This is a genomic window from Ruegeria sp. CE6 (assembly GCF_056537485.1).
On the sequence record NZ_JBQFRR010000001.1, the window covers coordinates 1,538,608 to 1,564,176 of the forward strand.

Annotated in this window: 22 protein-coding genes; 8 read left to right on the top strand and 14 right to left on the bottom strand. The window is 55.7% G+C overall.

The annotated features are described in order from the left end of the window. The first annotated feature begins 44 nt into the window (after nt 1-44). A complete protein-coding gene (locus tag ACR0DK_RS07385) occupies nt 45-1,124 on the top strand; it encodes a helix-turn-helix domain-containing protein (protein ID WP_480735461.1) in 1,080 nt (359 codons plus the stop codon). A gap of 171 nt (nt 1,125-1,295) precedes the next feature. Here ACR0DK_RS07385 and ACR0DK_RS07390 read toward each other — a convergent pair whose 3' ends face one another. The 8 genes from ACR0DK_RS07390 to ACR0DK_RS07425 all read right to left on the bottom strand — a co-directional run bounded on the left by ACR0DK_RS07390 (nt 1,296) and on the right by ACR0DK_RS07425 (nt 12,194). Beyond that, nucleotides 1,296-2,372 (bottom strand): DUF2793 domain-containing protein, encoded by a 1,077-nt coding sequence (locus tag ACR0DK_RS07390; RefSeq protein ID WP_170646939.1) that lies wholly within the window; start codon nt 2,370-2,372, stop codon nt 1,296-1,298. A 181-nt stretch (nt 2,373-2,553) separates the two neighbouring features. Beyond that, complete coding sequence (locus ACR0DK_RS07395; protein WP_480735463.1) at nt 2,554-3,984, bottom strand: mannose-1-phosphate guanylyltransferase/mannose-6-phosphate isomerase; 1,431 nt, start codon at nt 3,982-3,984, stop codon at nt 2,554-2,556. 77 nt (nt 3,985-4,061) lie between these two features. Further along, the gene (gene galU / locus ACR0DK_RS07400; RefSeq protein WP_170394477.1) at nt 4,062-4,955 is read right to left on the bottom strand and encodes a UTP--glucose-1-phosphate uridylyltransferase GalU; all 894 of its coding nucleotides are present in this window, start codon (nt 4,953-4,955) and stop codon (nt 4,062-4,064) included. A 246-nt stretch (nt 4,956-5,201) separates the two neighbouring features. Beyond that, nucleotides 5,202-7,007, bottom strand: a complete 1,806-nt coding sequence (locus tag ACR0DK_RS07405) for an ABC transporter ATP-binding protein (protein ID WP_480735465.1) — start codon at nt 7,005-7,007, stop codon at nt 5,202-5,204. Between the two features lies 1 nt (nt 7,008). Next, the gene (locus tag ACR0DK_RS07410; RefSeq protein WP_170732730.1) at nt 7,009-7,938 is read right to left on the bottom strand and encodes an ABC transporter permease subunit; all 930 of its coding nucleotides are present in this window, start codon (nt 7,936-7,938) and stop codon (nt 7,009-7,011) included. Between the two features lie 10 nt (nt 7,939-7,948). Next, a complete protein-coding gene (gene oppB, locus ACR0DK_RS07415; RefSeq protein ID WP_170422826.1) occupies nt 7,949-8,872 on the bottom strand; it encodes an oligopeptide ABC transporter permease OppB in 924 nt (307 codons plus the stop codon). A gap of 66 nt (nt 8,873-8,938) precedes the next feature. Further along, a complete protein-coding gene (locus tag ACR0DK_RS07420) occupies nt 8,939-10,567 on the bottom strand; it encodes a peptide ABC transporter substrate-binding protein (RefSeq protein WP_170407804.1) in 1,629 nt (542 codons plus the stop codon). A gap of 391 nt (nt 10,568-10,958) precedes the next feature. Then, complete coding sequence (locus ACR0DK_RS07425; protein ID WP_480735468.1) at nt 10,959-12,194, bottom strand: lytic murein transglycosylase; 1,236 nt, start codon at nt 12,192-12,194, stop codon at nt 10,959-10,961. A gap of 132 nt (nt 12,195-12,326) precedes the next feature. Between ACR0DK_RS07425 and ACR0DK_RS07430 the strand changes: the two genes are divergently transcribed. From ACR0DK_RS07430 to ACR0DK_RS07455, 6 genes are read left to right on the top strand one after another with little or no spacing between them, the layout of a single operon-like run. Then, nucleotides 12,327-13,289 (top strand): cytochrome ubiquinol oxidase subunit II, encoded by a 963-nt coding sequence (locus ACR0DK_RS07430; RefSeq protein ID WP_170407810.1) that lies wholly within the window; start codon nt 12,327-12,329, stop codon nt 13,287-13,289. Beyond that, complete coding sequence (locus tag ACR0DK_RS07435) at nt 13,286-15,376, top strand: cbb3-type cytochrome c oxidase subunit I (RefSeq protein ID WP_170732727.1); 2,091 nt, start codon at nt 13,286-13,288, stop codon at nt 15,374-15,376. Before ACR0DK_RS07430 ends, ACR0DK_RS07435 begins: the two co-directional genes overlap by 4 nt. After that, complete coding sequence (locus ACR0DK_RS07440) at nt 15,373-16,005, top strand: cytochrome c oxidase subunit 3 (RefSeq protein WP_480735470.1); 633 nt, start codon at nt 15,373-15,375, stop codon at nt 16,003-16,005. The genes ACR0DK_RS07435 and ACR0DK_RS07440 overlap by 4 nt, the downstream gene beginning before the upstream one ends. Continuing rightward, a complete protein-coding gene (locus ACR0DK_RS07445) occupies nt 15,998-16,324 on the top strand; it encodes a cytochrome o ubiquinol oxidase subunit IV (protein ID WP_255612219.1) in 327 nt (108 codons plus the stop codon). Before ACR0DK_RS07440 ends, ACR0DK_RS07445 begins: the two co-directional genes overlap by 8 nt. A 35-nt stretch (nt 16,325-16,359) precedes the next feature. Beyond that, nucleotides 16,360-17,337, top strand: coding sequence for an HlyD family secretion protein (locus tag ACR0DK_RS07450; protein ID WP_170407817.1), 978 nt, complete (start codon nt 16,360-16,362; stop codon nt 17,335-17,337). Then, nucleotides 17,334-18,851 (top strand): DHA2 family efflux MFS transporter permease subunit, encoded by a 1,518-nt coding sequence (locus ACR0DK_RS07455; protein ID WP_170663497.1) that lies wholly within the window; start codon nt 17,334-17,336, stop codon nt 18,849-18,851. Before ACR0DK_RS07450 ends, ACR0DK_RS07455 begins: the two co-directional genes overlap by 4 nt. On the opposite strand, the gene crcB is transcribed toward ACR0DK_RS07455, so the two are convergent. Next, complete coding sequence (crcB, locus tag ACR0DK_RS07460) at nt 18,848-19,210, bottom strand: fluoride efflux transporter CrcB (RefSeq protein ID WP_170394509.1); 363 nt, start codon at nt 19,208-19,210, stop codon at nt 18,848-18,850. The genes ACR0DK_RS07455 and crcB overlap by 4 nt on opposite strands. Beyond that, the gene (locus ACR0DK_RS07465; protein WP_480706199.1) at nt 19,207-19,653 is read right to left on the bottom strand and encodes a fluoride efflux transporter FluC; all 447 of its coding nucleotides are present in this window, start codon (nt 19,651-19,653) and stop codon (nt 19,207-19,209) included. Before ACR0DK_RS07465 ends, crcB begins: the two co-directional genes overlap by 4 nt. A 177-nt stretch (nt 19,654-19,830) precedes the next feature. On the opposite strand from ACR0DK_RS07465, the gene ACR0DK_RS07470 reads away from it, so the two are divergent. Beyond that, entirely contained in the window at nt 19,831-21,411 is a 1,581-nt protein-coding gene (locus tag ACR0DK_RS07470; RefSeq protein WP_480735473.1) for an FMN-binding glutamate synthase family protein, read from the top strand. A 6-nt stretch (nt 21,412-21,417) separates the two neighbouring features. On the opposite strand, the gene ACR0DK_RS07475 is transcribed toward ACR0DK_RS07470, so the two are convergent. From ACR0DK_RS07475 to ACR0DK_RS07490, 4 genes are read right to left on the bottom strand one after another with little or no spacing between them, the layout of a single operon-like run. Further along, complete coding sequence (locus tag ACR0DK_RS07475) at nt 21,418-22,074, bottom strand: ABC-type transport auxiliary lipoprotein family protein (RefSeq protein ID WP_170407827.1); 657 nt, start codon at nt 22,072-22,074, stop codon at nt 21,418-21,420. After that, nucleotides 22,071-23,387, bottom strand: a complete 1,317-nt coding sequence (locus ACR0DK_RS07480; protein WP_170394518.1) for an MlaD family protein — start codon at nt 23,385-23,387, stop codon at nt 22,071-22,073. The genes ACR0DK_RS07475 and ACR0DK_RS07480 overlap by 4 nt, the downstream gene beginning before the upstream one ends. Nucleotides 23,388-23,392: 5 nt before the next feature. Beyond that, nucleotides 23,393-24,208, bottom strand: coding sequence for an ABC transporter ATP-binding protein (locus tag ACR0DK_RS07485; RefSeq protein WP_170422811.1), 816 nt, complete (start codon nt 24,206-24,208; stop codon nt 23,393-23,395). A 1-nt stretch (nt 24,209) separates the two neighbouring features. Beyond that, nucleotides 24,210-25,334, bottom strand: a complete 1,125-nt coding sequence (locus ACR0DK_RS07490) for an ABC transporter permease (protein ID WP_170422810.1) — start codon at nt 25,332-25,334, stop codon at nt 24,210-24,212. Between the last annotated feature and the right edge of the window lie 235 nt (nt 25,335-25,569).

Here is a 25,569-nt window from a genome sequence, read left to right on the forward strand (position 1 = left end):
AAAACCACTTGTGAACCGCGGTAAATGCCCGAAGAATACCCGACATGAAGCCGAACCCTCAGATACCGGACCCGGATGATGAGGCCTTGGAAGAAGGGCCGCGCAGCATCTATGACACCGATCCGCCGGAAGACGACGATTTGTGGTTCCTTCCGCCCGACGGCGAAGAAGACCCGGGAGATTTTCTGCCCTCTGTACCGAGACCGGACCAGCGTTTGCTGTTTGACCCAAGGGACTGGCGTGCGGCCCAATCCGAGTTATCGGCTGAACTTGCCGATCTGGCCGTCACATTTGGAGCTTTGGATGAACGTTTGCGCGCGGGTCCCAAGGGGTGGGGTCACCGTCTGGCCCTGATGGAGGTCTCGGATCTGGGCTGGTGGACGGGCGACCGGATCAGCGTCGACCGCCTTGCACTTTGGACCGGTTTGCGGATCGGAGCAACCAGCGACGATGTGCAGGCACTATATCGGGCAGGATGGGCTGTAAGGCGGCTGTCGTCGAGTGCTGCGCCATCAGAGGGCGGATGGGAGGCCGGGCTGACCGCTTTTCTAGACCGTCAGGCCCAAGGTTTCGAAGATACACCCGAAGCAGTGATTGATCTGGCGGAAACCATGCGAAATGTCGCCGGTTTGCACCCGGTTACCCAGGCCGCCATCGGATTTCACGCGTGGCGCGCGTTGTCTCCGGGCATTGGACAGGATACTGAAGCCGCTGTCATTGCAGCCCGCCATGCGGCCGCGATGGGACGAGGTGGCGCATTGTTCATGCCGCTTTCTTTGTCGGGGCCAGGTGCATTGCGGGGGGCTGGGTCACTGGACGAGAAACTTTCGGCCTGGATTCGAGGGGCGGGTCAGGCCTCACTTGCGGCGTTGCTGCATCTGGACCGGATCAGCGCTTGGGAAACTCGCGCCCGCGACGCCGTTTCGGACCTGAGCGGTCGAACCCCACCCGTGCTGATCGATGCATTGGCGGCTTGGCCGATGGTTTCCGCCCCGCTGGCCGAAGAACTGACCCATGCCTCGCGTGCAGCGGCACAGCGAAATCTGGACAAATTCAGCGATAGGGGGCTGATCCGCGAAGTAACCGGGCAGGGTCGATATCGCGTATGGACGGCGGCCTTGTAACTGGCATTGATCTGTCGCTTTCACAAAGAGTGAAATGATAGGGTTGTTAGCTGGGTTCCTGGTATCGATCTTGGTACAGGATAAGACAGATCTTTGCGTGTTGTCTGGATCGGTCAGAAACCAATTTGCAAGAACGATAACCGTCCGGGCGATGGCCCGAACGGTCTTTATTCAGTACCAACGACCGACTGCGATCACTGTTGGCGCTATACTGGTAGCGTCCAAGGATGGAGCCATCACCTGATACGTCGCTTGAGTTTCTGAAGGTGCGTCAAACCCCATAAATCGGCCAATACCGCCGCCGTTCCCGCTGAGAGCGGGAGAACTGCTGTCAGCAAAGGCAATAGGGAAATCCCAATTGGCGGTACCGCTGGCGAACATACTACCAGTTGCAGTCGTGCAGGCCACCGCACTTAGAACGGCGGTGCAAATCTGGGTTCCGTCAGCAAAGCGCGTGTAGTCACCATTTGCATTGCCGCCCCTCTCGATCACCGCTCCGCTGGGTACGCCGCTGCTTTCGGATACGGTGCCCAGCACATTGCCCGGTCCGTACCCGTAATCTGCCCGCATCAGGCGACCCGAGGTGGTGTCATCGGCGCTGCTTTGCACAGCCGCTCCGCTGGCTGTTCCGGTTGTGGCGTCAAACCGCAAAGCATCGACCCAGCTTCCGCCATCCTGCGAGACCTTGATTGAAAAATTTGTATCGCCGGATAGGCCCATTTCGGCATGGCCGGTCCAGTTCGATTGAAACAGCAGCGAGGCAGTATCACCGGCACCAGCCTTGTTGATCTTGAGTTGGTGGCCAGCGCCCTCATGCGTCAACAAGGTGGCAGGGCTACGTACGGCCAGACGGTTTGTGCTGTCTGATCCGGTTGCGATGCCGATCCCGGAAAGGTTCTGTGTATTGACCGGCGGGTCGATCCACGCCGACCCGTCCCAGACTTTCAACAGCCCTGCATTTTGATCCCAAGCCCGCCAGCCCATGTCGGGCGTCAAGAAATGCCACCCGTTGTCCAACCAAGCCGCCAGTTTTCCATCCTGTCCGGACCATGCTGCGGTCGGAGACGTGCCCAATGCATAGGTTTCACCCTGATCAGGAGCAGCTGGTGGGATAGTCGCGTTAACGGACGCAACGCTTAGCTGCACCACCAGATCTAGCGCACGCAGCGCTTCGTTATGGGTCACATGTTTTTGGGCCTGCGCGGGTTGCAGATAGGGCAGATTTAGACGGGGAGAGTTCTGTGGCATGGGCATCCTCCTGTGGTGTCGGTCCGATGATGATTGCGCGCCACACTGCCGTGATGTGCGTAAATCCCGCCTGACCCAGCCGAACGCCCAGGTTTCGAATTTTTAAGATTTGGTCTCAGAAATATGGAGACATCTGCCTTGCAGATGCCCCAAAACTTGGATCAGTTCTTGAAATCAGATCTCAGTCACGCGCGTAGACATCTTCGTAGCGAATAATGTCATCTTCACCCAAATAGGTCCCGGTCTGCACCTCGATAAGAACCATTGGCACTTTGCCTGGGTTTATCATCCGGTGCACGGCCCCGAGCGGCACATAGACGGATTCATTCTCAGACACGAGCTGTACCTTGTCGTCAATAGTCACCTCGGCGGTGCCTTCCACGACAATCCAATGCTCGGACCGATGGTGATGCGATTGCAAGCTCAGCGAAGCGCCGGGATGGACGTGAATGCGTTTGACCTGAAACCGATCGCCGATGACGAGGCTTTCGAACCATCCCCAAGGGCGATGATCAACGGGCAATGCTTCCGCCTGCTTGGCGCCTTTTGCCTTCAATGCTGCGACGGCCTGCTTGACGTCTTGCGCCCGGTCCATGCTGGCGACCAAAACCGCGTCAGGCATAGCCACGGTGATTACGTTCTCTAACCCCATTGCAACAACTTCTTGCGCGGGCGATTCAGAACGCACCAGCACGTTGCGACAATCTATGGCGGTCACTTCGCCGGCAGTTGCAACGCCGTCTGTATCGGGGTTGCTCAGCTCTTGTACGGCAGACCAGCTGCCCACGTCTGACCACCCGGCGGCATAAGGGACAACGCTGAGATTGTCGGCCTTCTCCATAACCGCATAGTCGATAGAGATGTCCTGAACTGTCGCCCAGGCCTCGGGATCTAACCGCAGGAAGCCCAGATCACACTGTGCATGCTCAACCGCCTTCTGAACGGGCGCAATTAGATCATGTGCATGCTGGTCGAAAGCCTCAAGGATATCTCGGACCGCGAACAAAAAGATGCCCGAGTTCCAAAGATAACTCCCTTCAGCCACCATTGCCCTGGCGTTTTCAAGATCGGGTTTTTCAACGAACCGGTCAAGTTGCACAGAAGCGCCTGACGAGTCCGGTGCTTGGGCGAGCTTAAGGTAGCCATATCCGGTTTCGGGTCGGTCGGGTGTGATCCCAAACGTCACCAGATCTCCACGCTCGGCTATTGTGCGGACCCCTTCGGCGACGGCCGCATGAAAGGCCGCACTGTCTGGAATGACGTGATCCGACGCGGCCACCAGCATCATCGCGTCGGGGTCAGTGGATGAAAGGTGCAGGGCAGCGGCCAGCACTGCAGGTGCAGTATTGCGTCCTTCGGGTTCGATCAAGATCGGACCCGGATCGACTCCGATGGCCATTAATTGTTCAGGGACAACAAAGCGGAAAGCCTCGTTGGTCAGGATCAGAGGTTTGGCGTAAGGCGTGTCGGTCGGGCCTTTCAACCGCTCGGCACATTGCTGCAGCAGGCTGGTTTCACCAATCAGCGGAACAAACTGTTTGGGGTAGCTTTTACGCGACAACGGCCAAAGCCGAGTGCCGGATCCGCCACATAAAATTACAGGATAGACCATGCTCACGGTGCCTGCCCCTTCTGAACCTTTTAGCTTAAACTATTGAATTGAAATCGGAATAGCTGACACAACTAGGCCTACTGCGCGGCCCGATCAGAGGCCACGACTTCATGCAGATATTGGTTCAGGTCGTCGCGCAGATCATCGCGAGCCAATGCGAACGAGACCGTTGCCTGCAGAAAGCCAGCCTTTGAACCACAATCGAACCGCTGTCCGTCAAACTTGTAGCCAAAGACAGGGACACCATTGCCAATATCCTCAGCAATTGCGTCGGTCAGTTGGATTTCGCCGCCACTTCCCTTCTTTTTCTGGTTCAGATTGTACAGAACCGAAGGACCTAAGATGTAACGACCGATCACCGCAAGATTGGATGGCGCGTCCTCTGGTCTCGGTTTTTCCACCATTCCTTTGGCACGGACAACCGTTCCAACATTCTGGCCGGTATCCAGAATACCGTAGGAGCTGGTTTTTTCGTTGGGAACTTCCATCGCGGCGACCATGTTGCCGCCGGTTTCCTCATAGGCTTCGACCATCTGCTGTAGGCAGGGTTTGTCGGCGGCAATCACATCGTCGGGCAGCATCACGGCAAAGGGTTCATCCCCGATCAGTCGACGGGCGCACCAGACCGCATGCCCCAATCCCAAAGCCTTGTGTTGACGGATATAGGCAATCGCTCCGCTTTCCATATTGGTTGCGTTCAAGACTTCAAGCAGTTCGTCTTTGCCCTTAGACTTGAGGTCCTGCTCCAGCACGAGATTGTGATCGAAATAGTCCTCAAGTGCTGATTTTCCGCGCGATGTCACGAAGATGAATTCAGTGATCCCGGCCGCACGCGCTTCGTCGATGGCATATTGGACCAGCGGACGATCAACCAATGTCATGATTTCCTTTGGCACCGACTTTGTCGCCGGAAGAAACCGAGTGCCCATTCCCGCTACGGGAAATATCGCCTTGGTGACTTTGCGTACCATATTACCTCACTAATTCTATATATTGCCGACGACTCTCGGTGATGCCGGAGCCCCCACATATAATCTAAAATCCTACCAATCAATCACACCCGGCTGGTCTGTTACGGGTTCGCTGGAATCTGCCATTAACTTAAGGGCAGAGTCAAAACGAAACACGACCGAAAGCGGGATCACCGAACCAATCCACTAATCACTTGTTCAATAAAGTTTAAAACGCGCCCGATAGATTGGATCGGGCGCGTAAGCTTATGCATTGGCCATAATCGCCTCAAGCGGATCGTGTTCGGCGACGAAGTGATCCGGGGCAATCTCACTGAGTTGAGGTACATAGTCGGTCTCACCCATAGACAATCTGCTGGGCAAAAAGCGCAAAGCTGCTTTCGGATCCATGGGAGAAGGCAATTCTCCCGGTAGTTTAAGCCTTTGGCGGCTGCGCTCGACATCCGGATCAGGGATCGGAACCGCCGAAATCAGGGACTGAGTGTAAGGATGTTTCGGTTCGGAACAGATCACTTCACCATCGCCCAATTCAACGATGCGGCCCAGATATAGAACCATGATCCGGTTCGAAACCGCGCGTATCACAGACAAATCGTGGCTGATGAAGATCATCGATAGGCCAAACTCTTGTTGCAGTTCACGCAACAATCCTACGATCTGGGCTTGAATGGACACATCCAGCGCAGAGACTGCCTCGTCACAGATAATCAGTTTTGGTTTGTTGATCATGGCACGCGCGATTCCAACACGCTGGTTTTGCCCCCCGGACAGCTCGTGCGGATACCGGTTGATCATGTTGGCCTTCAAGCCAACACGCTCCATCATCTCTGCGACCAGCTCTTTGCGTTCCCGCTCGGTCAGATCCGGGCGATAGGTTTTCAGCGGTTCTGCGATCGAGGCCGAGATCGTCATCCGTGGATCAAGGCTCGCCAGCGGGTCCTGAAACACGATCTGCAAGTCCTTGCGGTACTTGTTCAACTCGGCCCGTTTCAGCCCGACGATCGGATGCCCCAGCCAGCTGACATTGCCCGCGCTGGGTTCGATCAGTTGCAGCACAGCCCGGGCCAGCGTGGATTTGCCACAGCCGGATTCTCCAACAACACCTAGGGTCTCGCCCTTTCGGATGTCGAAACTCACGCCATCAACGGCTTTCAGCGGTACCTTGTGCCCAAAAAGACCTCCCGAGACATGGATGGGGAAATGAACCTTCACGTCATCCACTTTCAGTAGCGGTTCTCCCGTCTGCGTAAGAGCTTTCGGAGCATCGCCCGCATCAATTCGCGGCATAGCCTCAAGTAGCGTTCGGGTATAATCATGCTGAGGAGAACGAAAGACTTCGCGCGTGTCACCGGCCTCCACAAACTCACCCATACGCATGACTTGAATATTGTCGCACATGCGCGCAACAACGCCCATGTCATGGGTGATCAGAGCTATGGCCGTACCTTCATCCTTTTGCAACCGTACCATCAGGTCCAAAATGTCGGCCTGAACGGTCACATCCAACGCAGTAGTCGGCTCATCCGCGATCAAAAGTTTGGGATTACACAGCATCGACATGGCGATCATCACACGCTGACGCATGCCACCAGACAATTCATGTGGATATTGATCCAGCCGCCGTTTCGCTTCAGGGATGCGAACGCGATTCAGCCAGTCAAGGCAACGTTGGCGGGCAGCCGAGCCTTGCAAACCTTCGTGAACCTGTAGCACTTCGCGCATCTGCTGGCCGACCCGCAGATGTGGGGTCAGGGCGGTCAGCGGATCCTGAAAAATCATGCCGACGTCTGAGCCACGAATCTTGTTGATTTTGTTCACAGGTAGATTCAGGATCTCCTGACCATTCAGCAAAGCAGAACCAGACGCATGGCCAGCGGAGGGCAACAGCCCCATCGCTGCCATGAACGTCTGGCTTTTGCCCGAGCCACTTTCGCCGACGATGCCCAGACATTCGCCGGGATTGATGTCGAAACTGATGCCTTTTACAGCTTCAACCACGCCGTCAGGTGTATCAAATCGGACGCTCAGGTCCTTCACGGAAAACAGACTCATATCAGCGATCCTTCGGGTCCAGAGCGTCGCGCAGCCCGTCACCGATGAAGAACATGGTGATGATGATGGCGACATAAAAAGTAAGTGGGAACATCAGCTGCCAGAGCGTACCATACGCCATGGTGCCAGCCCCTTCGGCGATCAGGCGGCCCAACGATGTGTAGGGTTCTGAGATTCCGAGGCCGAGGAACGAGATGAAGCTTTCCGTCAGGATCATCTCGGGCACCAGTAACGAAGCGTACACGATCACAACGCCCAACAGGTTGGGCAGAATGTGACGGTACATGATGGTAAATTCGCTGACACCGGCGGCGCGCGCGGCTTCGATAAACTCGCGGTTCTTGAGGGTCAGGGTTTGCCCCCGAACAATCCGTGCCATCGTCAGCCAACCAACAGCGCCCAAGGCGATGAACAGCATGAAAAAGGATCTTCCCGCCACGACAAGCAGCAAAATGATGATCAGTGTTGCCGGAATTGCAAGCAGGATGTCCACGAACCGCATCATGGCACTGTCGGTGCGCCCGCCAATATATCCAGCGGTGATGCCATAGCAGGTGCCGACGATCAGAGCGGTCGCGGCCCCGATCAAACCGACCAGCAGCGATGTGGTGGTGGCCTGAATGACACGGCTGTATAGGTCGCGCCCCAGATCATCGACGCCGAAAAAGTGTCCGGTTTCCATGGACGGCATACCCATGCCGCGCACGTCCCCCATGACGTTCCAGTCGATCTCTTCATTGTTCCAGACTGCGAAGTAAGGGCCAACAATCGTGAACAACACGATCAGACCCAGAATGAAAACGCTGGCCATAGCGGCCTTGTTGCGGACAAAACGTATCCGTGCGTCCTGCCAAAGCGAGCGCCCCTGAATGACCGTGTAATCAGTGATTTCCTCGGCCAGATGGGCGGCTTTTTGTGATTTTCCAAGCATTGCCTGCCCCTCAGTAACGGATTTTCGGATCGAACCAGGCATAAGCCAGGTCGGTCAGAAGATTCACAACCACGGTCAACGCGCCGTAAAGGATGGTGACCCCCAGCAGCACAGCATAGTCGCGAGACAAAGCCGAGCCGACATAGGCCTGCCCCAGACCGCCGGTTGAGAAATAGATGTCGACAAAAACCGAACCGGTCAGAACGTAGACAAAAACCGGCCCGAGGTACGAGACCACGGGAAGCAATGTCGGCTTAAGCGCATGGCGCCAGATCACGGTTCTTGTCGGCAATCCCTTGGCCCGTGCAGTTCGAATGAAGTTCGAGTTCAGAACCTCCAGCATCGATGACCGCGTAATCCTTGCGATCGATCCCATGTAGGAGGTCGCCAACGCAATCACCGGCATCACCAGATACTGCCATTGACCGCCATGCCAGCCGCCACCCGGCAGCCACCCCAGCCACAGGGTAAAGGTCAGGATCAGGATCGGCCCCATGATGAAGTTAGGAAGCGCCTGAGCGGCAATACCCAGACCCACCGCAAAGTAATCAATCCAGCTATTGTGTTTGATTGCAGCGGCAATTCCCAGCGCGACGCCAACGGAAGTTGCCACCAGGAAAGACAACGAACCATAGGTCAGCGAAATCGGGAAACCCTGTGCGATGATGTCGTTCACATCCCGATCCTTGAATTTGAAGGACGGTCCGAAATCGAAATGCACCACGATGTTATACAGATAGTCCCAAAGCTGTTTCCACAACGGTTGGTCCAATCCATAGCGCGCCTCGATATTGGCCAGAACCTGCGGCGGCAATGGCCGTTCCGAGGTGAATGGCCCGCCAGGCGCGATGTGCATGAGGAAAAAGCAGGCGACGATCAATAACAGGATCGTCGGAATAGCGACCAGCAGCCGCTTTAAACTGTAGGCAAGCATTTCATGCCCCCGTGTTTATTGGCCCTGCCCCGGATGTTTCCGGGGCAGGGCGTGGTTCAAAGACGATTATTCAGCGAGCTTGTAGAGGTTCTTCGAGTACCAGTTCTGCTCGACGTTGTTCACCGGCCAGTTGCCTACATCGCTGTCCATCATATAGACGCCTGCGTAGTGATAGATCGGGATCACAGGCGTTTCTTGGGCGATGATGCGTTCAACTTCGGTGTAAAGCGGAGCCGGATCGTCCGAGGTTTTGGCCTCGGCCAGCAGCTCATCAACGCGCGCGTTGGCATATTTGCCGTCATTATAGCCCGAGTCCGACTGCAGCAGGTCCAGGAAGGTCGACGCTTCGTTATAGTCTCCGCACCAAGCACCACGTGCCAGCTCAAAGTTTTGGTTGCCGCGCTCCTCGAGGAAGACTTTCCACTCCATATTTGCCAGTTCGGCGTTCACGCCAAGCTTCTGCTTCCACATCTGGCTCAGCGCAACGGCGACCTTCTTGTGGTTTTCCGCGGTGTTATAAACCATCTGGAAGCTCAGAGGGTTGTCAGGCCCATAACCTGCTTCTGCTAGTAGCTCCTTCGCCAACTCGTCGCGTTCGGCTTGGGACATGGATGCCATTTCAACGGCCGGTACGGTGAAGCCTGCGGTTGCTTCGGGGGCGAAAGTGTAGGCTTCGGGCTGACCGCCTGCCATCACTTTTTCGGTGATAATCGCACGATCAACGGCCAGTGACAGGGCTTGGCGGACGTTCGGGTCCTTGAAAGCCTCGGGGCCACCATCAGATAGGTTGAAGGTGTAATAATAGTTGCACAGGCGTGGGAAGCTGATGGCTTCTACAGGGTGCTCTTCCTTCAGACGTGGGTACTGGCCGGCTGGAATTTCGGTGCGGTCCAGTTCGCCAGCCAAATAGCGGGTCAGGGCGACGTTTTCATCATTGATGACCAGCGCCACGACCTTGTCGATGATGGTGTTATCGTTGTCCCAATAGGCGGTGTTGCGTTCACGTACCGAGCGTTCCTGCGGCAGGTGCTCGGTCAGAACATAAGCGCCGTTCGAGACGATGTTTTCCGGTTTGGTCCAGGCGTCACCAAATTCTTCGATCACTTTCTGCGGTGCCGGGAAGGTTGTCGAATGTGTGGTCATCTGCGGGAAATAGGGAAGGGGGGCGCTCAGGCGGACTTCCAGCGTTTTGTCGTCGATGGCTTTGACACCCAACTCATCTACCGGTTTTTCGCCCGCGATGATCTCGGCAGCGTTTTCGATCGACATCAGTTCCATGAACCACGCATAGGGCGACGAAAGTTCGGGATCGACGGCGCGCTTCCAGGCATACACAAAGTCACCTGCGGTCACCGGATCACCATTCGACCACTTCGCTTCATCGCGCAGGGTAAAGGTGTAAACGTCCTTGGTATCGTTGACCGAGAATTCGGTGGCGACACCAGGAACCAGGTTACCGTCCTCATCCTGATTCATCAGGCCTTCAAACAGATCGCGAACAATTTCTGCACCCGACACATCTTCTACGACTTGCGGGTCGACCGAGCTGTGTTCATCGAGAATCCGATAGGTGAAGGTCTGATCGTCGGCCAGGGCTTCTCCGGTTTCGGGATGTGTACCGGCAGCAATTGCAGCACCGGTAATGATGGTCGAGGACAACAGTCCTGCCAAAGAGGTTCTGATTATTTTGTTCATGTGTTTACTCCCATTTTGTATGGTTTCGAACGTCCAAACCGCATTCGCGGTGGGCGCTTGTCTGCCATTTTGTCTCCGGCAATTGTCTGGACTTTACCTTGATCTAGATCGTGCCAAGATCGATAATTTCGGCATTCATGCATCAGGCAATGTCGGAGATCCGAATGCGAAAGCTATCTTTCACTGCCCATGAACCTGTCAGTTTTGAAGCAAAGGTAAAGGGTTTTGCGGTGGGTGAAGACCACAAAGGCTGATTAGAACCGCAGCCGGCGGAGGTGTTAAAATTTTATTTTGAAACACTTCGTGGCAGTGACATTTTCGTGAAGCTCAACACATCACCTTGGGTGAATGTGTTCGCATTGATGCTCGTAAATGGCGAATCAGTACGCTGCTACGGCTTCAGAACGGCCTTCAATGAGGCATCGGGGAAGCAGGTTGGTGTGCTTCCAGAAGCCTCTTGCCAGCGCCCGATCGAGCGTCGGGTTTTGTATCCGGGCAGGCCATCGACGCCACCGACGTCATGACCCTGTTGAACAAGCACCTGCTGCATGCTGGCGACATCTGAACGATAGAGATTGCCGACATCGCCCCAACGACCCCGAAAATCGCCAACTCCGTATTGGATGCGATCACCGACATGTCCCACAAACAGCGCATAAAGGTCGCTGGTGTTATAGTCTTTGAGGACATAGAAATTGGGCGTTACGATAAAGGCCGGACCGCTACGACCGGCAGGCATCATAAGATAGCCCTCGGCATCAAGTTCATGTGCAGGAAAAGGTTTGCCGGAAACGCGATTTACGCCCATGGCGACCCAATCGCGGATCAACCGCCCCTGATCAGGGCCCTCCAACGCGCAAGAAACGGTCGTGGGTAGGATAACTTCGAACCCCCAGTCGCGGCCTGTCACCCATCCGTGCTCGTCAAGATACGCGCCGATCGATGCAATCGTGTCCGAGGCTGAGCCCCAGATATCAGTTCGGCCATCGCCATCGCCATCGCGCGCGTAAGTCAGAAAATTTGTGGGCATGAACTGAGGCTGCCCCAAGGCACCCGCCCAACTGCTTTTCAGTGCGTGGCCTTGGCCGTGACCGGATTCAGCGATCTGTAGCGCAGCAATCAGTTCAGCCGTGAAATACTCGGCACGCGTACTCATAAACCCTTTGGTGCCCAGCACCTGAAACGCATTATGGCGGATCGGGACTTGTCCGTATCCGCTTTCGCGGCCCCAGATGGCCAGTATGATACGGACGGGTACACCGGTTTCTGCCTCGACACGCGCCAGTGTACCCGCATGGCGCCTAGCCATCTTGCGACCGACGGAGGTGGCACCCTGAACTGATTCGGCATTAAAATAACGACCAGGTGAGCCGAACTCGGCCTGCCGTTGTTGCTTGGGTGTCTTTTTAGAGCTGCCCGGCGGAACCAAGTCAGGAAGGTCCCAGTTTAGTGTTACCCCGTCAAAGGCACTTTGGAATGTGCGTTTCGAAACGCCCTTTGCTTTTGCCTGAGGCCATATGGCTTGTTGCAGCCAGTTCTGGAACTGACGTTCAACCTCAGCGCGATCTTGCGCTGCCGAGGGGGCGGCAAGACAAACCAGGGAGACTATAGCAAGAACCAAACGCATATGATTGGTCTCGCGCGCGCTTGACCTCATGTCAACAGCGGCGCCGCAGGGTGATTTTGGAAAAGTTCTTGAGAAAATCCGTGACTCTGCCGATAGTTGCCGGGAAACCCCGCCGCAAGAGGATCATCAGGTGTGACCTTGTCTCGGATACATTCAGTCGCTGTGCCAGCCTTGGTGATCTTTGTTGCTCTGTTGTTGACGGCTGAGTCTGCCGGGGCGAGTGATAGCTTCATGGACCCCCAAGGCCCGATTGCAGCGGTGCAAAAGACACACCTTTTGCGCGCGACGGCTCTTATCCTGATCGCTGTGATACCGGTTCTGGCTCTGGTGCCGCTGATTGCCCTGCGTTATCGCCGACGTAAGGGTGGAAATGCTGCATACACGCCGCATTGGGATTTTTCGGCGAAGCTTGAATTTCTGATGTGGGGCGTCCCGGTCGTGATCGTGATGATCCTGTCTTTCTATCTCTGGAAAGCGACACATCGTCTTGACCCTTATTCCGCCCCTTTTGGAGAGGAGCCTGCCCTAAATGTGCAGGTGGTTGGCCTCGATTGGAAATGGCTGTTCATCTATCCAGATCATGGCATCGCAACGGTGGGAGAACTGGGCATACCGATCAAACAGCAAGTTGCGATGACGCTGACCACAGACACGGTGATGCAGTCGTTCATGATCCCGGCGCTGGCGGGGCAAATCTATGCCATGCCGGGGATGACGACTCGGCTACACCTGGTGGCAGACTCGCCTGAAACGATGCAAGGCGAGAACACACAGTATAATGGCCGAGGATTCACAAAGCAGAAATTCCTGGCGCAAGCCATGCAGCCCGAGGATTTTCAGGCATGGGTCGCCAGCGTAAAAGCGCATGGCATACCGTTGACCGAAAGCACTTATCGAACGTTGGCGATGCGTACGGATCGGGATGAGGTGCAGGCAGCATTGGGCACCGAACTCATGCCGCTGAATGCGCTTTATTTCACGCTGGAAGAGGGCGACCTGTTCCATTCGATCCTGCGTCGTTATCACAGCGGAGAGCCTCTGCAGTTGGATCAGCAACCCGGAACGGCTGAATACGGGCAGGAGGCAAGCCAATGACAAATGCCGAGACCGGTTTCTTCGGTCGCCTGAGCTGGGATGCATTTCCCATCGCTGGACTGATCCAGAATCCTGGCGCAAATGAGATCATTGCAAACGCTGCTGCTGCCATTGTGATCGTGGGCGTAGTGGTAGTGATTGGCATCCTGACGTGGTTCCGGTTGTGGGGCCCGCTCTGGCGCGATTGGCTGACCAGCGCTGATCACAAGAAGATCGGCATCATGTACATTGTCTTCGCCATCGTCATGCTAGCGCGGGGCGTCCTGGAAGGCGTAGTGATGCGGGCCCAACAGGCGGCGGGACCGGGGGACGGATTTCTGGAACCCGAGCATTTCGCGGAACTGTTTAGCACTCATGGCACCATAATGGTGTTCTTCGTCGCGGTACCTTTTGTCTTTGGCGTCGCTAATTACATAATTCCACTCATGATAGGCGCGCGCGACGTGGCCTTTCCGGTGATGAACCAGATCGGGCTTGGTCTGACCGTATCGGCCGGGCTGATGCTGATGGTCTCGCTGGTGGTCGGAGAGTTCTCGACCGGTGGCTGGACCGCGTATCCACCCTATACCGGAGCAGCTTTTAATCCCGGCGTTGGGCCGGATTACTGGATTTGGGCCATCGTGGTCTCTGGCGTGGGCACAACACTGACTGGCATCAACTTTGCCGTCACGATCTACAAGCTGCGTGCGCCGGGGATGAAGTTCATGCGGTTGCCCATGTATTGCTGGACGATAATCTGCAGCTCGATTCTGATCATCTTTGCCATGCCCCCCCTTGGCGTAGCTGCATTGTTGCTGGCCGCTGACCGATATCTCGATTTCCACTTCTTCACCAATGACCTTGGCGGCAACATGATGAACTATGCCAACCTGTTCTGGCTGTTTGGTCACCCTGAGGTCTACCTGTTGGTCCTGCCTGCATATGGTATCTATTCCGAAGTCTTTGCCACCTTTTCGGCCAAGCGTCTCTATGGTTACAACTCACTGGTCATCGCAACAATGTCGATTGCGGTCATGTCCTTCACGGTTTGGTTGCATCATTTCTTCACCATGGGGCAAAGCGCTCTGATCAACGCGGTGTTCGGGATTGCCACGATGCTGATCGCCATTCCGACCGGGGTAAAGGTCTATGACTGGATGGCGACTCTGTACCGTGGGCGCATTCGATTCTCGGTCCCGATGCTTTATGGCCTTGCGTTCTTGATGTTGTTCGTCATCGGCGGCCTCAGCGGAGTGGTTCTTGCCAATCCAACCGTCGACTATCAGGTCCATAATACGCTGTTTCTGGTTGCGCATTTCCACAACGCGTTGCTACCAGGTGTGCTGTTCGGGTTGCTCGCCGGCTATAACTACTGGTTCCCAAAGGCCTTTGGGTTCCGTCTAAACGAGTTCTGGGGCCGCGTTTCGGTTTTCTGCTGGACGGTTGGGTTTCTGCTGACCTTCATGCCGCTCTACTTCGTTGGTCTGATGGGCATGCCCCGCCGGTCGTTCAGTTGGGAGGATCCCAGCTTTCACCCCTACATGATCACCGCCGCCATAGGATCGCTAGTGATTACTTGCGGGTTGCTTTCGATCCTGGTCCAATTGTGGGTCAGTATACGCGACCGAGAACAGACCCGCGCACCGGTCGGTGATCCTTGGGACGGGCGCACGCTGGAATGGTCGATCCCGTCTCCGCCGCCACCCTACAACTTCGCTATTATTCCGCAGGTTAGTGACCGCGATGACTTTGCTGCAGCTAAGGAGCGCGGACAAGCCTATCCTGCACCCGCGGCCTACGAAGATATCGAGATGCCGCGCAACACCGGCATCGGGTTTATCCTCTGCGTGCTCAGTGGCATCTGGATGTTCTCTCTGGTCTGGTGGATCTGGTGGCTGGCAGCACTGATGACCATCGCGATGATCCTCGCCATTATCATCTGGAGTTTCGACACCAGCACCGAGGTCATAATCCCCGCCGAAGAGGTCCGCAAAGAACACGAGGCGTGGTTGGCGCTGGTCCACAGCACCGCCGCTGTGGATCGCGATCATGAAAGTACACCGGAAAATCGCGGCCTCGCCCGCCCGGATATGGAGGCCGTGACATGAGGCGCGCACCCAAGCACAGCTATCCGGGGATAAACCTCGGCGAGGACCACGCCAGCGCCCACAAGGCGACCGAGGTCGTCACTTTCGGCTTCTGGGTCTTCCTGATGAGCGATCTGGTCTATTTCGGCCTGATGTTCGCGATCTATATCACCATGATAGACGCGCAGGCCGGCGGTCCAGGCCCGCATGAGCTGTTCGACCTGAAAAGCATCTTTGCCCAGACTCTCATTCTGCTGACCAGCAGTTTGACCGTCGGGCTGGCGATGTTGGCGCTGAAATACAACCTGCCTCGGGCACGGATCGTGCTGTGGTTCGGAGTGACTCTGTTGCTGGGGCTCAGTTTTCTGGTTTTGGAAATCCGTGATTTCATAAACATGGCAGCCCAAGGCGGTATCCCACAGCGTAGCGGGTTTTTGTCGGCCTTCTATGGTCTCGTACCGCTCCACGGCTTGCATGTTGCAGCCGGGTGTCTGTGGCTAATCGTGCTGGGTATTCAGCTGCGTATGTTCGGGCTGACCGATCTGCTGATGTCGCGTATGGTGCGGTTGGCGCTATTCTGGCATTTCCTCGATCTTATCTGGATCGGCATAATAACCATCGTGTATTTCGGAGGGCTGGCCTATGGATAAACGATCCGAGATGCATCACCGCGAACGGCGGCGTTACGTGATTGGCTATGGTGGGTCACTGCTGCTCACGCTGGTGGTATTTGTGATCGCCTATCATTTCGGTATTGAAACACCAGGCGTCTATATGACCATAGGCCTTCTGGGGTTGGCACAACTGGTTGTTCAACTGATCTATTTTCTACACATCGACCGCCGCCGCAGCAGCCGAGAGGATCTGGACCTGGTTCTGTTCTCGACACTTGTTCTGCTGATTATCATCGGCGGGACAGTTTGGATTCTGGGCAATCTGGCCATGCGCATGCATATGCAGGTGATGTGAGGTCGCTCGCTTAGGCACCAAAAAGGAAGCTGCTTATGAAGTCATTCAAGGCAATTGCCGCCGCAGGGATCCTGGTCACGATTGCTGTTGGATTGTTCCTTTTCTGGCGGCATGAAGAGCGGTATCCGTCAACAAAAGACGCCTATATCGGCGCGAATATCATCTATGTGGCCGCACAGGTGACCGGGCAGGTTTCAGACGTTGCGGTGGTCGAAAACCAGCCGGTCAATGCAGGCGATTTGCTATTCTCGATTGATCCGACACAGTTCCAAGCCTCGGTCGATCAGGCCAAAGCTAATCTGGACAGTGCCATTCAGCAGGCTGACTCCTTCTCGAACCAGATCACCGCTGCACAGGCCGCTGTCGAAAGCGCCAACTCTTTCTACGAAACGGCTCAGAGCAATCTTGAACGTGCCCGAGCTTTGTTTTCGGACGGGGACCTCGCGCAGGCCTCGCTGGACCAAACTACATCCGAATTCGCACAGGCTTCGGCCCGGTTGACCACCAGCCGGTCCGAGCTTTCCGCATTGCAAAGTGGTCTCGCGGCCCGGCAGGACAATGTGTTGTCCTCACAGGCTGCGTTGGAAATCGCGCAGGCCGATCTTGTCTGGACCAAGGTCTATGCCGCGGCCGATGGCTGGATCGCAAATCTGACGCTGCGGCCAGGGTCGTCTGTCTCGGCCAATGCGCCGCAATTTTCCATTGTCGAGTCGTCTGACTGGTGGGTCGATGCAAATTTCAAGGAAACATCACTGCCACGCATCCGACCCGGTCAGCCGGTCACAGTGCAGGTGGATATGCTTCCAGACACGACCCTGACCGGCAAGGTTGCGTCGATCGGTCGAGGCTCGGGCGATACGTTTTCGTTGTTGCCGTCCGAAAACTCCAGCGGCAACTGGGTCAAGGTCACTCGACGTTTCCCGGTGCGGATTGAGCTTGATCCAACTGATGCTCCGCTACGTGTAGGAGGCAGCAGCAAAGTTACGGTGGATACAACCGGAACCAGCCAATGACTGATGCCGGCCATATCAATCGCGTGATTGTCGTGGCCGTCGTGCTCAGTGCAATTCTCGAAGTTCTGGACAGTACCATCGTCAATGTTGCGTTGCCGCATATTCAGGCGGCTTTTGGGGCCACAACCGATCAGGCGACATGGATCTTAACCAGCTATATCGTCTCAGCCGTTGTGGTCATGCCGCTGACCGGGTTTGTCGCGCGTCGGGTCGGGCGGCGCAGGCTGATCCTGACTGCGGTCACGGGTTTTGCCACAATGTCTGTCATGTGCGGCCTGTCATGGAGTCTTCAGACTATCGTCGCGTTCCGCCTGGCGCAGGGGATGTTCGGCGCGTTCCTGATCCCGTTATCGCAGTCCATCCTGTTTGACGCCTTTCCGCGTGAAAAACGGGGACAGGCCATGGCGGTCTTTGGCTTGGGCGTGGTGGTCGCACCGGTGTTGGGCCCAACTGTAGGTGCAGTCCTGACAGAGTATTTTTCGTGGCGAATGGTGTTTTTCGTCAACCTTCCGGTCGCCGCCATGGCCCTGCTTCTTTTGGCGGGCGAGTTGCCGGACGACAAAACCGAAGAGGTGCGCATCGACTGGAAAGGCCTGGCGCTGCTGGCAGTTGGCATTGGATGCCTTCAATTCATTCTTGACCAAGGTGAGACCAAGGACTGGCTGTCATCGAGGATGATACAGCTGGCGCTGATCGCTTCGGTTCTTGGGGCGCTGGGGTTCATAGTCCATTCTCTGACATCCCGGCATTCTGTCGTTGATTTGCGCCTTTTTGCGGATCGCAACTTTGCCCTGTGCAACCTGGTGATAGCGGGGTTCGCGATCTCATTGTTTGGCGGGATCGCCATACTGCCAACCTTTGTGCAAAGCCTGCTCGATTACCCCGTGATCGAATCCGGTCATTTGTTCATACCGCGCGGGATCGCCGCAGGTGCATCGATGGTGCTGACCGGGGCCGTACTGGTCACCCGGTTTGATCCACGAGTTTTAGCCGGGTTGGGGATGCTGTTGACAGCAGTGGGGAATTTCATGTTGGGCACGCTCAACCTCGACGCCGGTTTCTGGCAACTGGCTTGGCCGGGCTTTGTCAGTGGTCTGGGGATGGGGCTGGTGTTTGTGCCGATGTCTATTCTGGCATTCGAGAGCATCAGTAAATCAAGGCAGGATGAGGCCTCGGGCCTATTCAACGTCACCAGGCAGCTTGGCTCTTCGGTAGGTATTTCATTGGTGGGGACTTGGGTCGTGCGAGGCCTGCAAACCAATACGGCAGTGCTCAGCCAGAATGTGACACCCTACAATCCTGCTGCACAGGCTTATCTTGCGCCGCTGGGGCTGACACCCGATAGCGCCCAGGGTGCCTCCATTCTGGGGCAAGAAATTTCTCGACAGGCCGAGATGATCTCGTACCTTACTGTATTCAACAATCTTGGACTGCTGGCGTTGGCCACGATCCCACTGTTGTTCTTCTGCCGCGCGCCCAGGCCCGATCAAAGGGCTGCAGCACCCGTTCACTAGCGCGTCAGAACAAGGCCCAGCCATAGCGCGAACCAGCACAAGACGAGGCTGAGAACGATGTTACCGGCGGCAAATACGATCGTCCGTTCACGGTGCAATTGCAGCGATTGATAGGCGAAGCTTGAGAATGTGGTGAAGCCGCCGCAAAACCCGAATACAAGGCGCTTTTCCTCTTCGCCCATTTCCGCAGAGCCACCCAGATAACCAATCCAAAGACCCAGCAGAAGGCTGCCCAGAACATTCACGATCAGGGTCGAGTACGGCAGATCATGCGTCACCCGAAGCGCCAGCCAATGCCGCAGTACAGCCCCCAATCCTCCGCCCAATGCGAACATGGCATGTAGATACAAGGTCGTCATTCCGATGTTTCCCGGGAATGATGCCGCCGACCCAGCGCTTCCCCAAGAACCGCCGCCGTAAGACCAAATGCGATCTCCGCGCTTACGGCGATAATCACAAACCAATTCCCGGTTTCTGCCAGTCTTTCCAGCTCGGCGACGAATGAGGAAAACGTCGATAGCCCACCGCAAAATCCGACGGCCCCTAGATGCAGGACGTGGGCGTGGACACGATTTCGAATGGCATAGAGCCAACCTAGAACGAAACAGGCCGCAACATTGATGCCGAAAGTCGCGGTCAGGAACGGAGCGCCGGGGATCTCCAGCGAAAATAGCTCGCGCAGCAACGACCCTGCAGCACCCCCCACAAAGACGGCTGTATACATCAGGGCGCGATGCCCGAATACAGGCGCTGTTTTCGACACTGCGGTTGATCCTGCTCTGACCAGCGTTTCATTTTGCATACAGACTGCTTTTGCTTGGTTCAACCGGCCTCGCTAAACCAACCGTTATCTTTGTTTGATTAGCAAGGGCTTGCGCAAACAGGTCAATTTGTTCCACGTTCTGGATGAAGAGCAGGGTCATGGACCCAATACCCATTCAAGGTCACGCTGTCACAGCGCTACTCAGGGAGATAGGAAATGATTGTTCGCAGGCTTTACTATTTCCTCAGCTATGTCTGCTTGCCTTTGACTTTGCTTTGGGGTTTTTTCTGGCCACCCGCTCACTGGTTGCTGATCATACTGATCCCCTATGCGGTTGTCGGTCTCTACGATATGCTGACAACCAAGCATAATGTGCTGAACAACTACCCGGTACTGGGTCACTTCCGATATATGTTGGAGTTTGTCAGCCCTGAAATCCGGCAGTATTTCGTTGAAACCAATGAAAGCGGGCGGCCCTATAATCGGATCATCCGCAGTCTGGTCTATTCCCGCGCCAAGGGGCAGGTGGATACTCAGGCGTTCGGTACTCAGTACGATATCATGACGGTAGGTTATCACCGCGCTGATCACTCGCTATCCCCCAAGCACGTTGAAGAGAGCGAAGAACGGGTGTTATTGGGCGGCCCTCAATGCGACAAACCCTACAATGCGTCGCGTCTGAACGTATCAGCAATGAGTTTCGGTGCACTCAGCGCCAACGCAATCCGTGCTTTGAACGGTGGTGCAAAAGATGGGGGTTTTGCGCATAACACGGGCGAAGGCGGACTGTCCCCCCACCATCTGGCAGAAGGTGGAGACATCATCTGGCAAATCGGAACAGGATATTTTGGATGCCGCACGCCTGATGGTGGGTTCGATAAGGACCTGTTTGCCGAAAAGGCCAAGAAAGATGTCGTCAAAGCGATCGAGATCAAATTGTCGCAAGGGGCGAAGCCGTCTCATGGCGGGGTCCTACCGGCAGCAAAGGTGGATGAAGAAATCGCCGAGATTCGTGGGGTTCCAGTACATCAGGATGTGATTTCCCCACCTATTCATTCGGCCTTTGATGGACCGACTGGATTGATGCATTTCGTTCAGCATCTGCGAGAGATGTCAGGTGGCAAGCCCGTGGGCTTCAAACTCTGCATCGGTCGTCGATCCGAGTTTATGGCGATTTGCAAAGCGATGTTGGAAACTGAGATTCTGCCTGACTTCATCACGGTGGACGGCGCGGAAGGGGGCACTGGCGCTGCCCCGGTCGAGTTCACCAACCGATTGGGGATGCCGCTTAACGAGGCACTGATCTTTGTAAACAACTGTCTGCGCGGTATTGGAGTCCGCGACAAGGTGCGGGTGATCTGTTCGGGCAAAGTGGCCACTGGGTTCGATATGGTCGAGAAATTCGCTTTGGGTGCGGATATGTGTAACGCGGCGCGGGCGATGATGTTTGCGGTGGGGTGCATTCAGGCGCTGCATTGCAACACCAACAGGTGCCCTTCGGGGGTGGCAACGCAAGATCCGATCCGTGGGCGGGCGGTGAATGTGCCACAGAAACGACAGCGCGTACATCGGTTTCATGACGCGACACTTGAAAGCTTCCGCGAGATATTAGGGGCTATGGGCAAAGCAAAAGTTTCCGACCTGCGCCCTGCTGACATCCGGCGCCGAAATGCGGATGAACGAGAGCGGTCTTATGCCGAGCTATACAGCTTTCTGGATGACGGCTCTCTGTTGGGCAAGACCATCCCCGAAGAGTTCGTCGCTGACTGGCAAGTCGCCTCAGCGAGCCAGTTCTAGCGACCACTAGCTAGGTCTTGATCGCGGGTTATTGAGCGTGTGCGTATGGATTTTGCGGATGCTCCATTCCACGGCATCCCGCATTGTCTTGCCCAAGGCGATATCAAAGGCCTCAACCAGTTCGGGTGTTTTATCGCTGGTCGCCAGCACTGCTTCCTGGAATGAGCTTGAAGCGATGATCTTGTCCTCATACTCATCGATAATCTTGATATTGATGCGCACTTCTACGCGGACCGTCTTCGTGTCTTCGGTTTCGCTGATGACGATGCCCTGAAATTCGCGCAGATCAGGCGCGATCACATAGTCCGCTCTCAGGCCTACGGTCGAACGTCCTACGGCCGCGACCTTGCCCGAATTTTCGTAGCTTTCGACCATCAGCGCCTGCACAATTAACGGCGCGCGATCCACCCATCGGGCCCGCGGCAGATACTGTACCTGAAGCAAGGTGGGCTGCACGGCGATCTGATCGGTGTTCACGGCCGCCGTCGCTGTGGGCTCTTCGACAACGATCTGTTTTTGGATTCGCGGCAGCGATGACGAGAACGTGCTTTTGGGTGTCAGCAAATACAAGTCATTGGGCTTAGAAGCCTGCCGCAGCGTGCCCAAGCCCGTGCAGCCCGTCAAAGCGGCCAAAACCAGAGTCAATATTAAGGGCCGTATCATTGACGAAACTCCGATGCTTGGGTGCCTAACAAAAAGCGGGCCGGGTCGCGTTCGACCTTGTCGACCAATCTATCCAGACTGATGACTAGACGCTGTGATTCCTCGATGAACCGGATGAACTGAGGCAACCCAACGCGCAAGAAGTCCGAAACCTGACGGCGGTTGTCCTGAACGATCCCGTCGATGGTTCCCAGCAGATCCGACGCCGATTGGGAGGCGCTGAGAACATCGTCGGAAATCTTGTCGATCTTTTCGGTGATATTCGAGACGGTTTCCGCAACCTGATTAGCCGCCTTACTCACATCTTCAGCGACAGGTGAGATATCCTCGTCCATCACCCGGTTTGCCGAGTCAAACGCCCTCTCTGCTGAATCGAGCGCCCCTTTGGCTGAATCCATAGTCGATGTAACCGACTCAAGGGTGGTGTTTGCATTCAGAACAGTCTCGCTGATTACCTCAAGCGTAACGCTGCCTTCATCTGACAGCCGAGTCAGCCTTTCGGCCAGGATTGACCCGCGTTCGATAAAGGGCCGGATATCTTCCTGAATCACGCTTTCAGCACTGGCAATGGCGTTATTTGCAGTCTCTAGCGTTGTTTTGGCGGATTCTGAGGTCTCTTTGATGCTCTTCAGCGTGTCCGTTCCTGTGCTCAACGTCGTCTCGGCCGTGTTCGCCAACGTATCCAGTCTCTTGGTAAATTCTCCAACGTCTTTGGCCGCACCGCCCAAATCGGACGAGAGCGACTGGAAATCCGTCAGAGTTTTATCCAGCTTGCCCGACGCTTCTGCCAGATTGTTCAGGATATCCGACACCGCCTTTCGGTTTTTGTCATCAACAACCGAATTGAGGTTCTCCAACAGGGTGACTGCCTTTTCCAGAACCTCTGGCGCACCCTCAAGCAAGGATTGAATCGAACTGCGCTTGCTTGGGATGACACTGTTCTGGGCTAGCCTTTCTGCGGTTGGAGACCCTCCGGAAAGCTCAACATAAGCAACCCCTGTCACACCCAGAGATTGCAACTGTGCGATGGTTTCTTTGGTAACAGGGATGTCGGCATCAACCTCAAGCCGCACTCGCACCTTTGACGGGTCATCTTTGTCCAAGTCCAGGGAAACCACCTGACCCACAGGCAAGCCGTTGTAATTTACGCCACCTGCAGCCGACAGGCCCGAGACATTGTCGAACAACACATCATAATAGGCGTATTGCCGGGTCACTTCGAATTTGGCGAGCCACAGAAAGAACCCGAAGGCACCAAGGATGCCCGCCAGGGTGAACGCACCGATCAGGATGTAATTCGCTCGGGTCTCCATCGCCTCTACCTGTCCTGCCCCTTCTGTTGTGCCGCACGGGCGCGGGGGCCTGTGAAATATTCCTGAACCCAAGGATGGTCGACCTTGGTCATCTCTTCTATCGGACCTTCAACCAGCACGCGTTTTTCCGCAAGTACCGCAACGCGATCACATATGGCATAAAGGCTGTCCAGATCATGCGTTACCATGAACACGGTCAGCCCCAACGTGTGCTGAAGTTCCCCGATCAGGTCATCATATGCGGCGGCCCCGATCGGGTCCAACCCGGCAGTTGGTTCGTCCAGAAAAACGATTTCGGGGTCCAGCGACAGTGCGCGGGCCAACGCAGCGCGTTTACGCATTCCGCCGGACAGTTCCGAGGGGAACTTGCTACAACTTAGTTGAGGTAAGCCAACAAGACTGATCTTCAGACCACCCAGTGCGGCCATCAATTTTTCACTGATACCCGTGTGCTCGCGCAGAGGCGCCATCACGTTCTGCAATACAGTCAGTGAGGAAAACAGCGCACCGTCCTGAAATGCCACACCCCAGCTTCTTTCGATCCGCTGACGTTCTTCTTCGGGGCCGTTAAGAACATCGACGCCAAGAACCTCAATACTTCCCGACTTGGGCTTGTTCAGCCCGACGATGGTACGCAAAAGCACGGACTTCCCAGTGCCCGATCCACCGACAACACCCAGCACTTCACCGCGCCAGACATCGAGGTTGAGGTTGTCGTGGACCACTTGCTCGCCGAACTGGTTGGTTAAATTGCGCACACGAATAACGGCCTCGCGTTTCGCGTCGGATTGGGGCTTGTCCTGAAGCGCGGCTCCATCCATGTCAGATCCCCAACTCTGAGAAGAAGATCGAAAACAGGGCGTCGATGGCGATGACCATAAAGATCGATTGCACGACCGAGGCTGTCGTCCGCTGACCAACGCTTTCGGATGAACCTTTGACCTGCATAGCCTGCCAGCAGGCAATGACACCGATCACCAGTGCAAAGAACGGTGCCTTGATCATCCCGACGGCAAGCTGTGCGACGCCGGTATTTTCCTTCAACCGGGTCAGGAACATGCCGGGGCTGACACCGAGGTCGATCCAACTCATCAACGCTCCGCCGATCAGGCCAGCCATATCGGCAACAAAGCCAAGAATGGGCAACATGATCAACAGCGCCAGAACACGGGGAATGACCAGAACTTCAATCGGATCCAACCCCAGGGTGCGCATCGCATCAATCTCTTCCTGCACCTTCATCGAGCCAATCGAAGCCGTAAAAGCCGAACCGGAGCGACCAGCGACGATGATCGCTGTCAGCAGGATACCAAGCTCACGCAGGATCGAGATGGAGATCAATTCGACAACAAAGATCTCAGCCCCGAACTGTTTCAACTGCGTCGCGCCCTGAAAGGCCAGAACGACGCCGATCAGGAAACCCATCAAGGACACAATCGGCAGCGCCTTGAAGCCGACTTGCTCCATCTGTGACACCAAGGCAGCACGACGCAGTCGCCATGGCATGATCAGAGTCCGGACCAATCGATGCAGAGTAAGGCCAAGAAAGCCGATGATTGATAATGTGTCCTGCCAGGCGCCAAAAGTTTTTTGCCCAATCCGGGCAACCCAATTCACAAAGCCATGCGGCGGCAGTTCTTCTCCTGTAACCTCGGATATGTTGTGCGATACTGTTTCGATCAATGACGAATGCGCAGGGGCCAACCCTTCGAGCTGGACCTGAGCGCCCTCGCTTCCCATCCGCTGCACCAGATTGGCGACTAGCCAGGCCCCTCCGGTATCCAGCGATTCCACCTGCGACATGTCCACAATGACATCTTGGCCGTTGGGCTTTTGGGCAGCAAAACCCGCTTCGACACGATCCAACGATTGAGTGCGCAGATCTCCGGCAAGGCGGATACAAACGCCGGTTGCGCTGGTCTCGGAAATAATCGTCGGCCGTGTCATAGCGGTATGTGATGGCAAACACCGGGTCGCTGCAATGGATTTGTTCGAACCCCTCAGGATTTTGCACCCGCGCATTGCGGTAGAGCGACAGTGAAGCCCATGGTTCCGGTTCTGGAGCAGGCAGAGCGGGCGAGCCATGCGTTTCGCGTGTTTGCATTGTGGCGCAGGCTCAGTCGGGGTGTTCTGAATGAGGGCGGACAAGCAGAACTATTAATATTCAGATAATTATAGACAA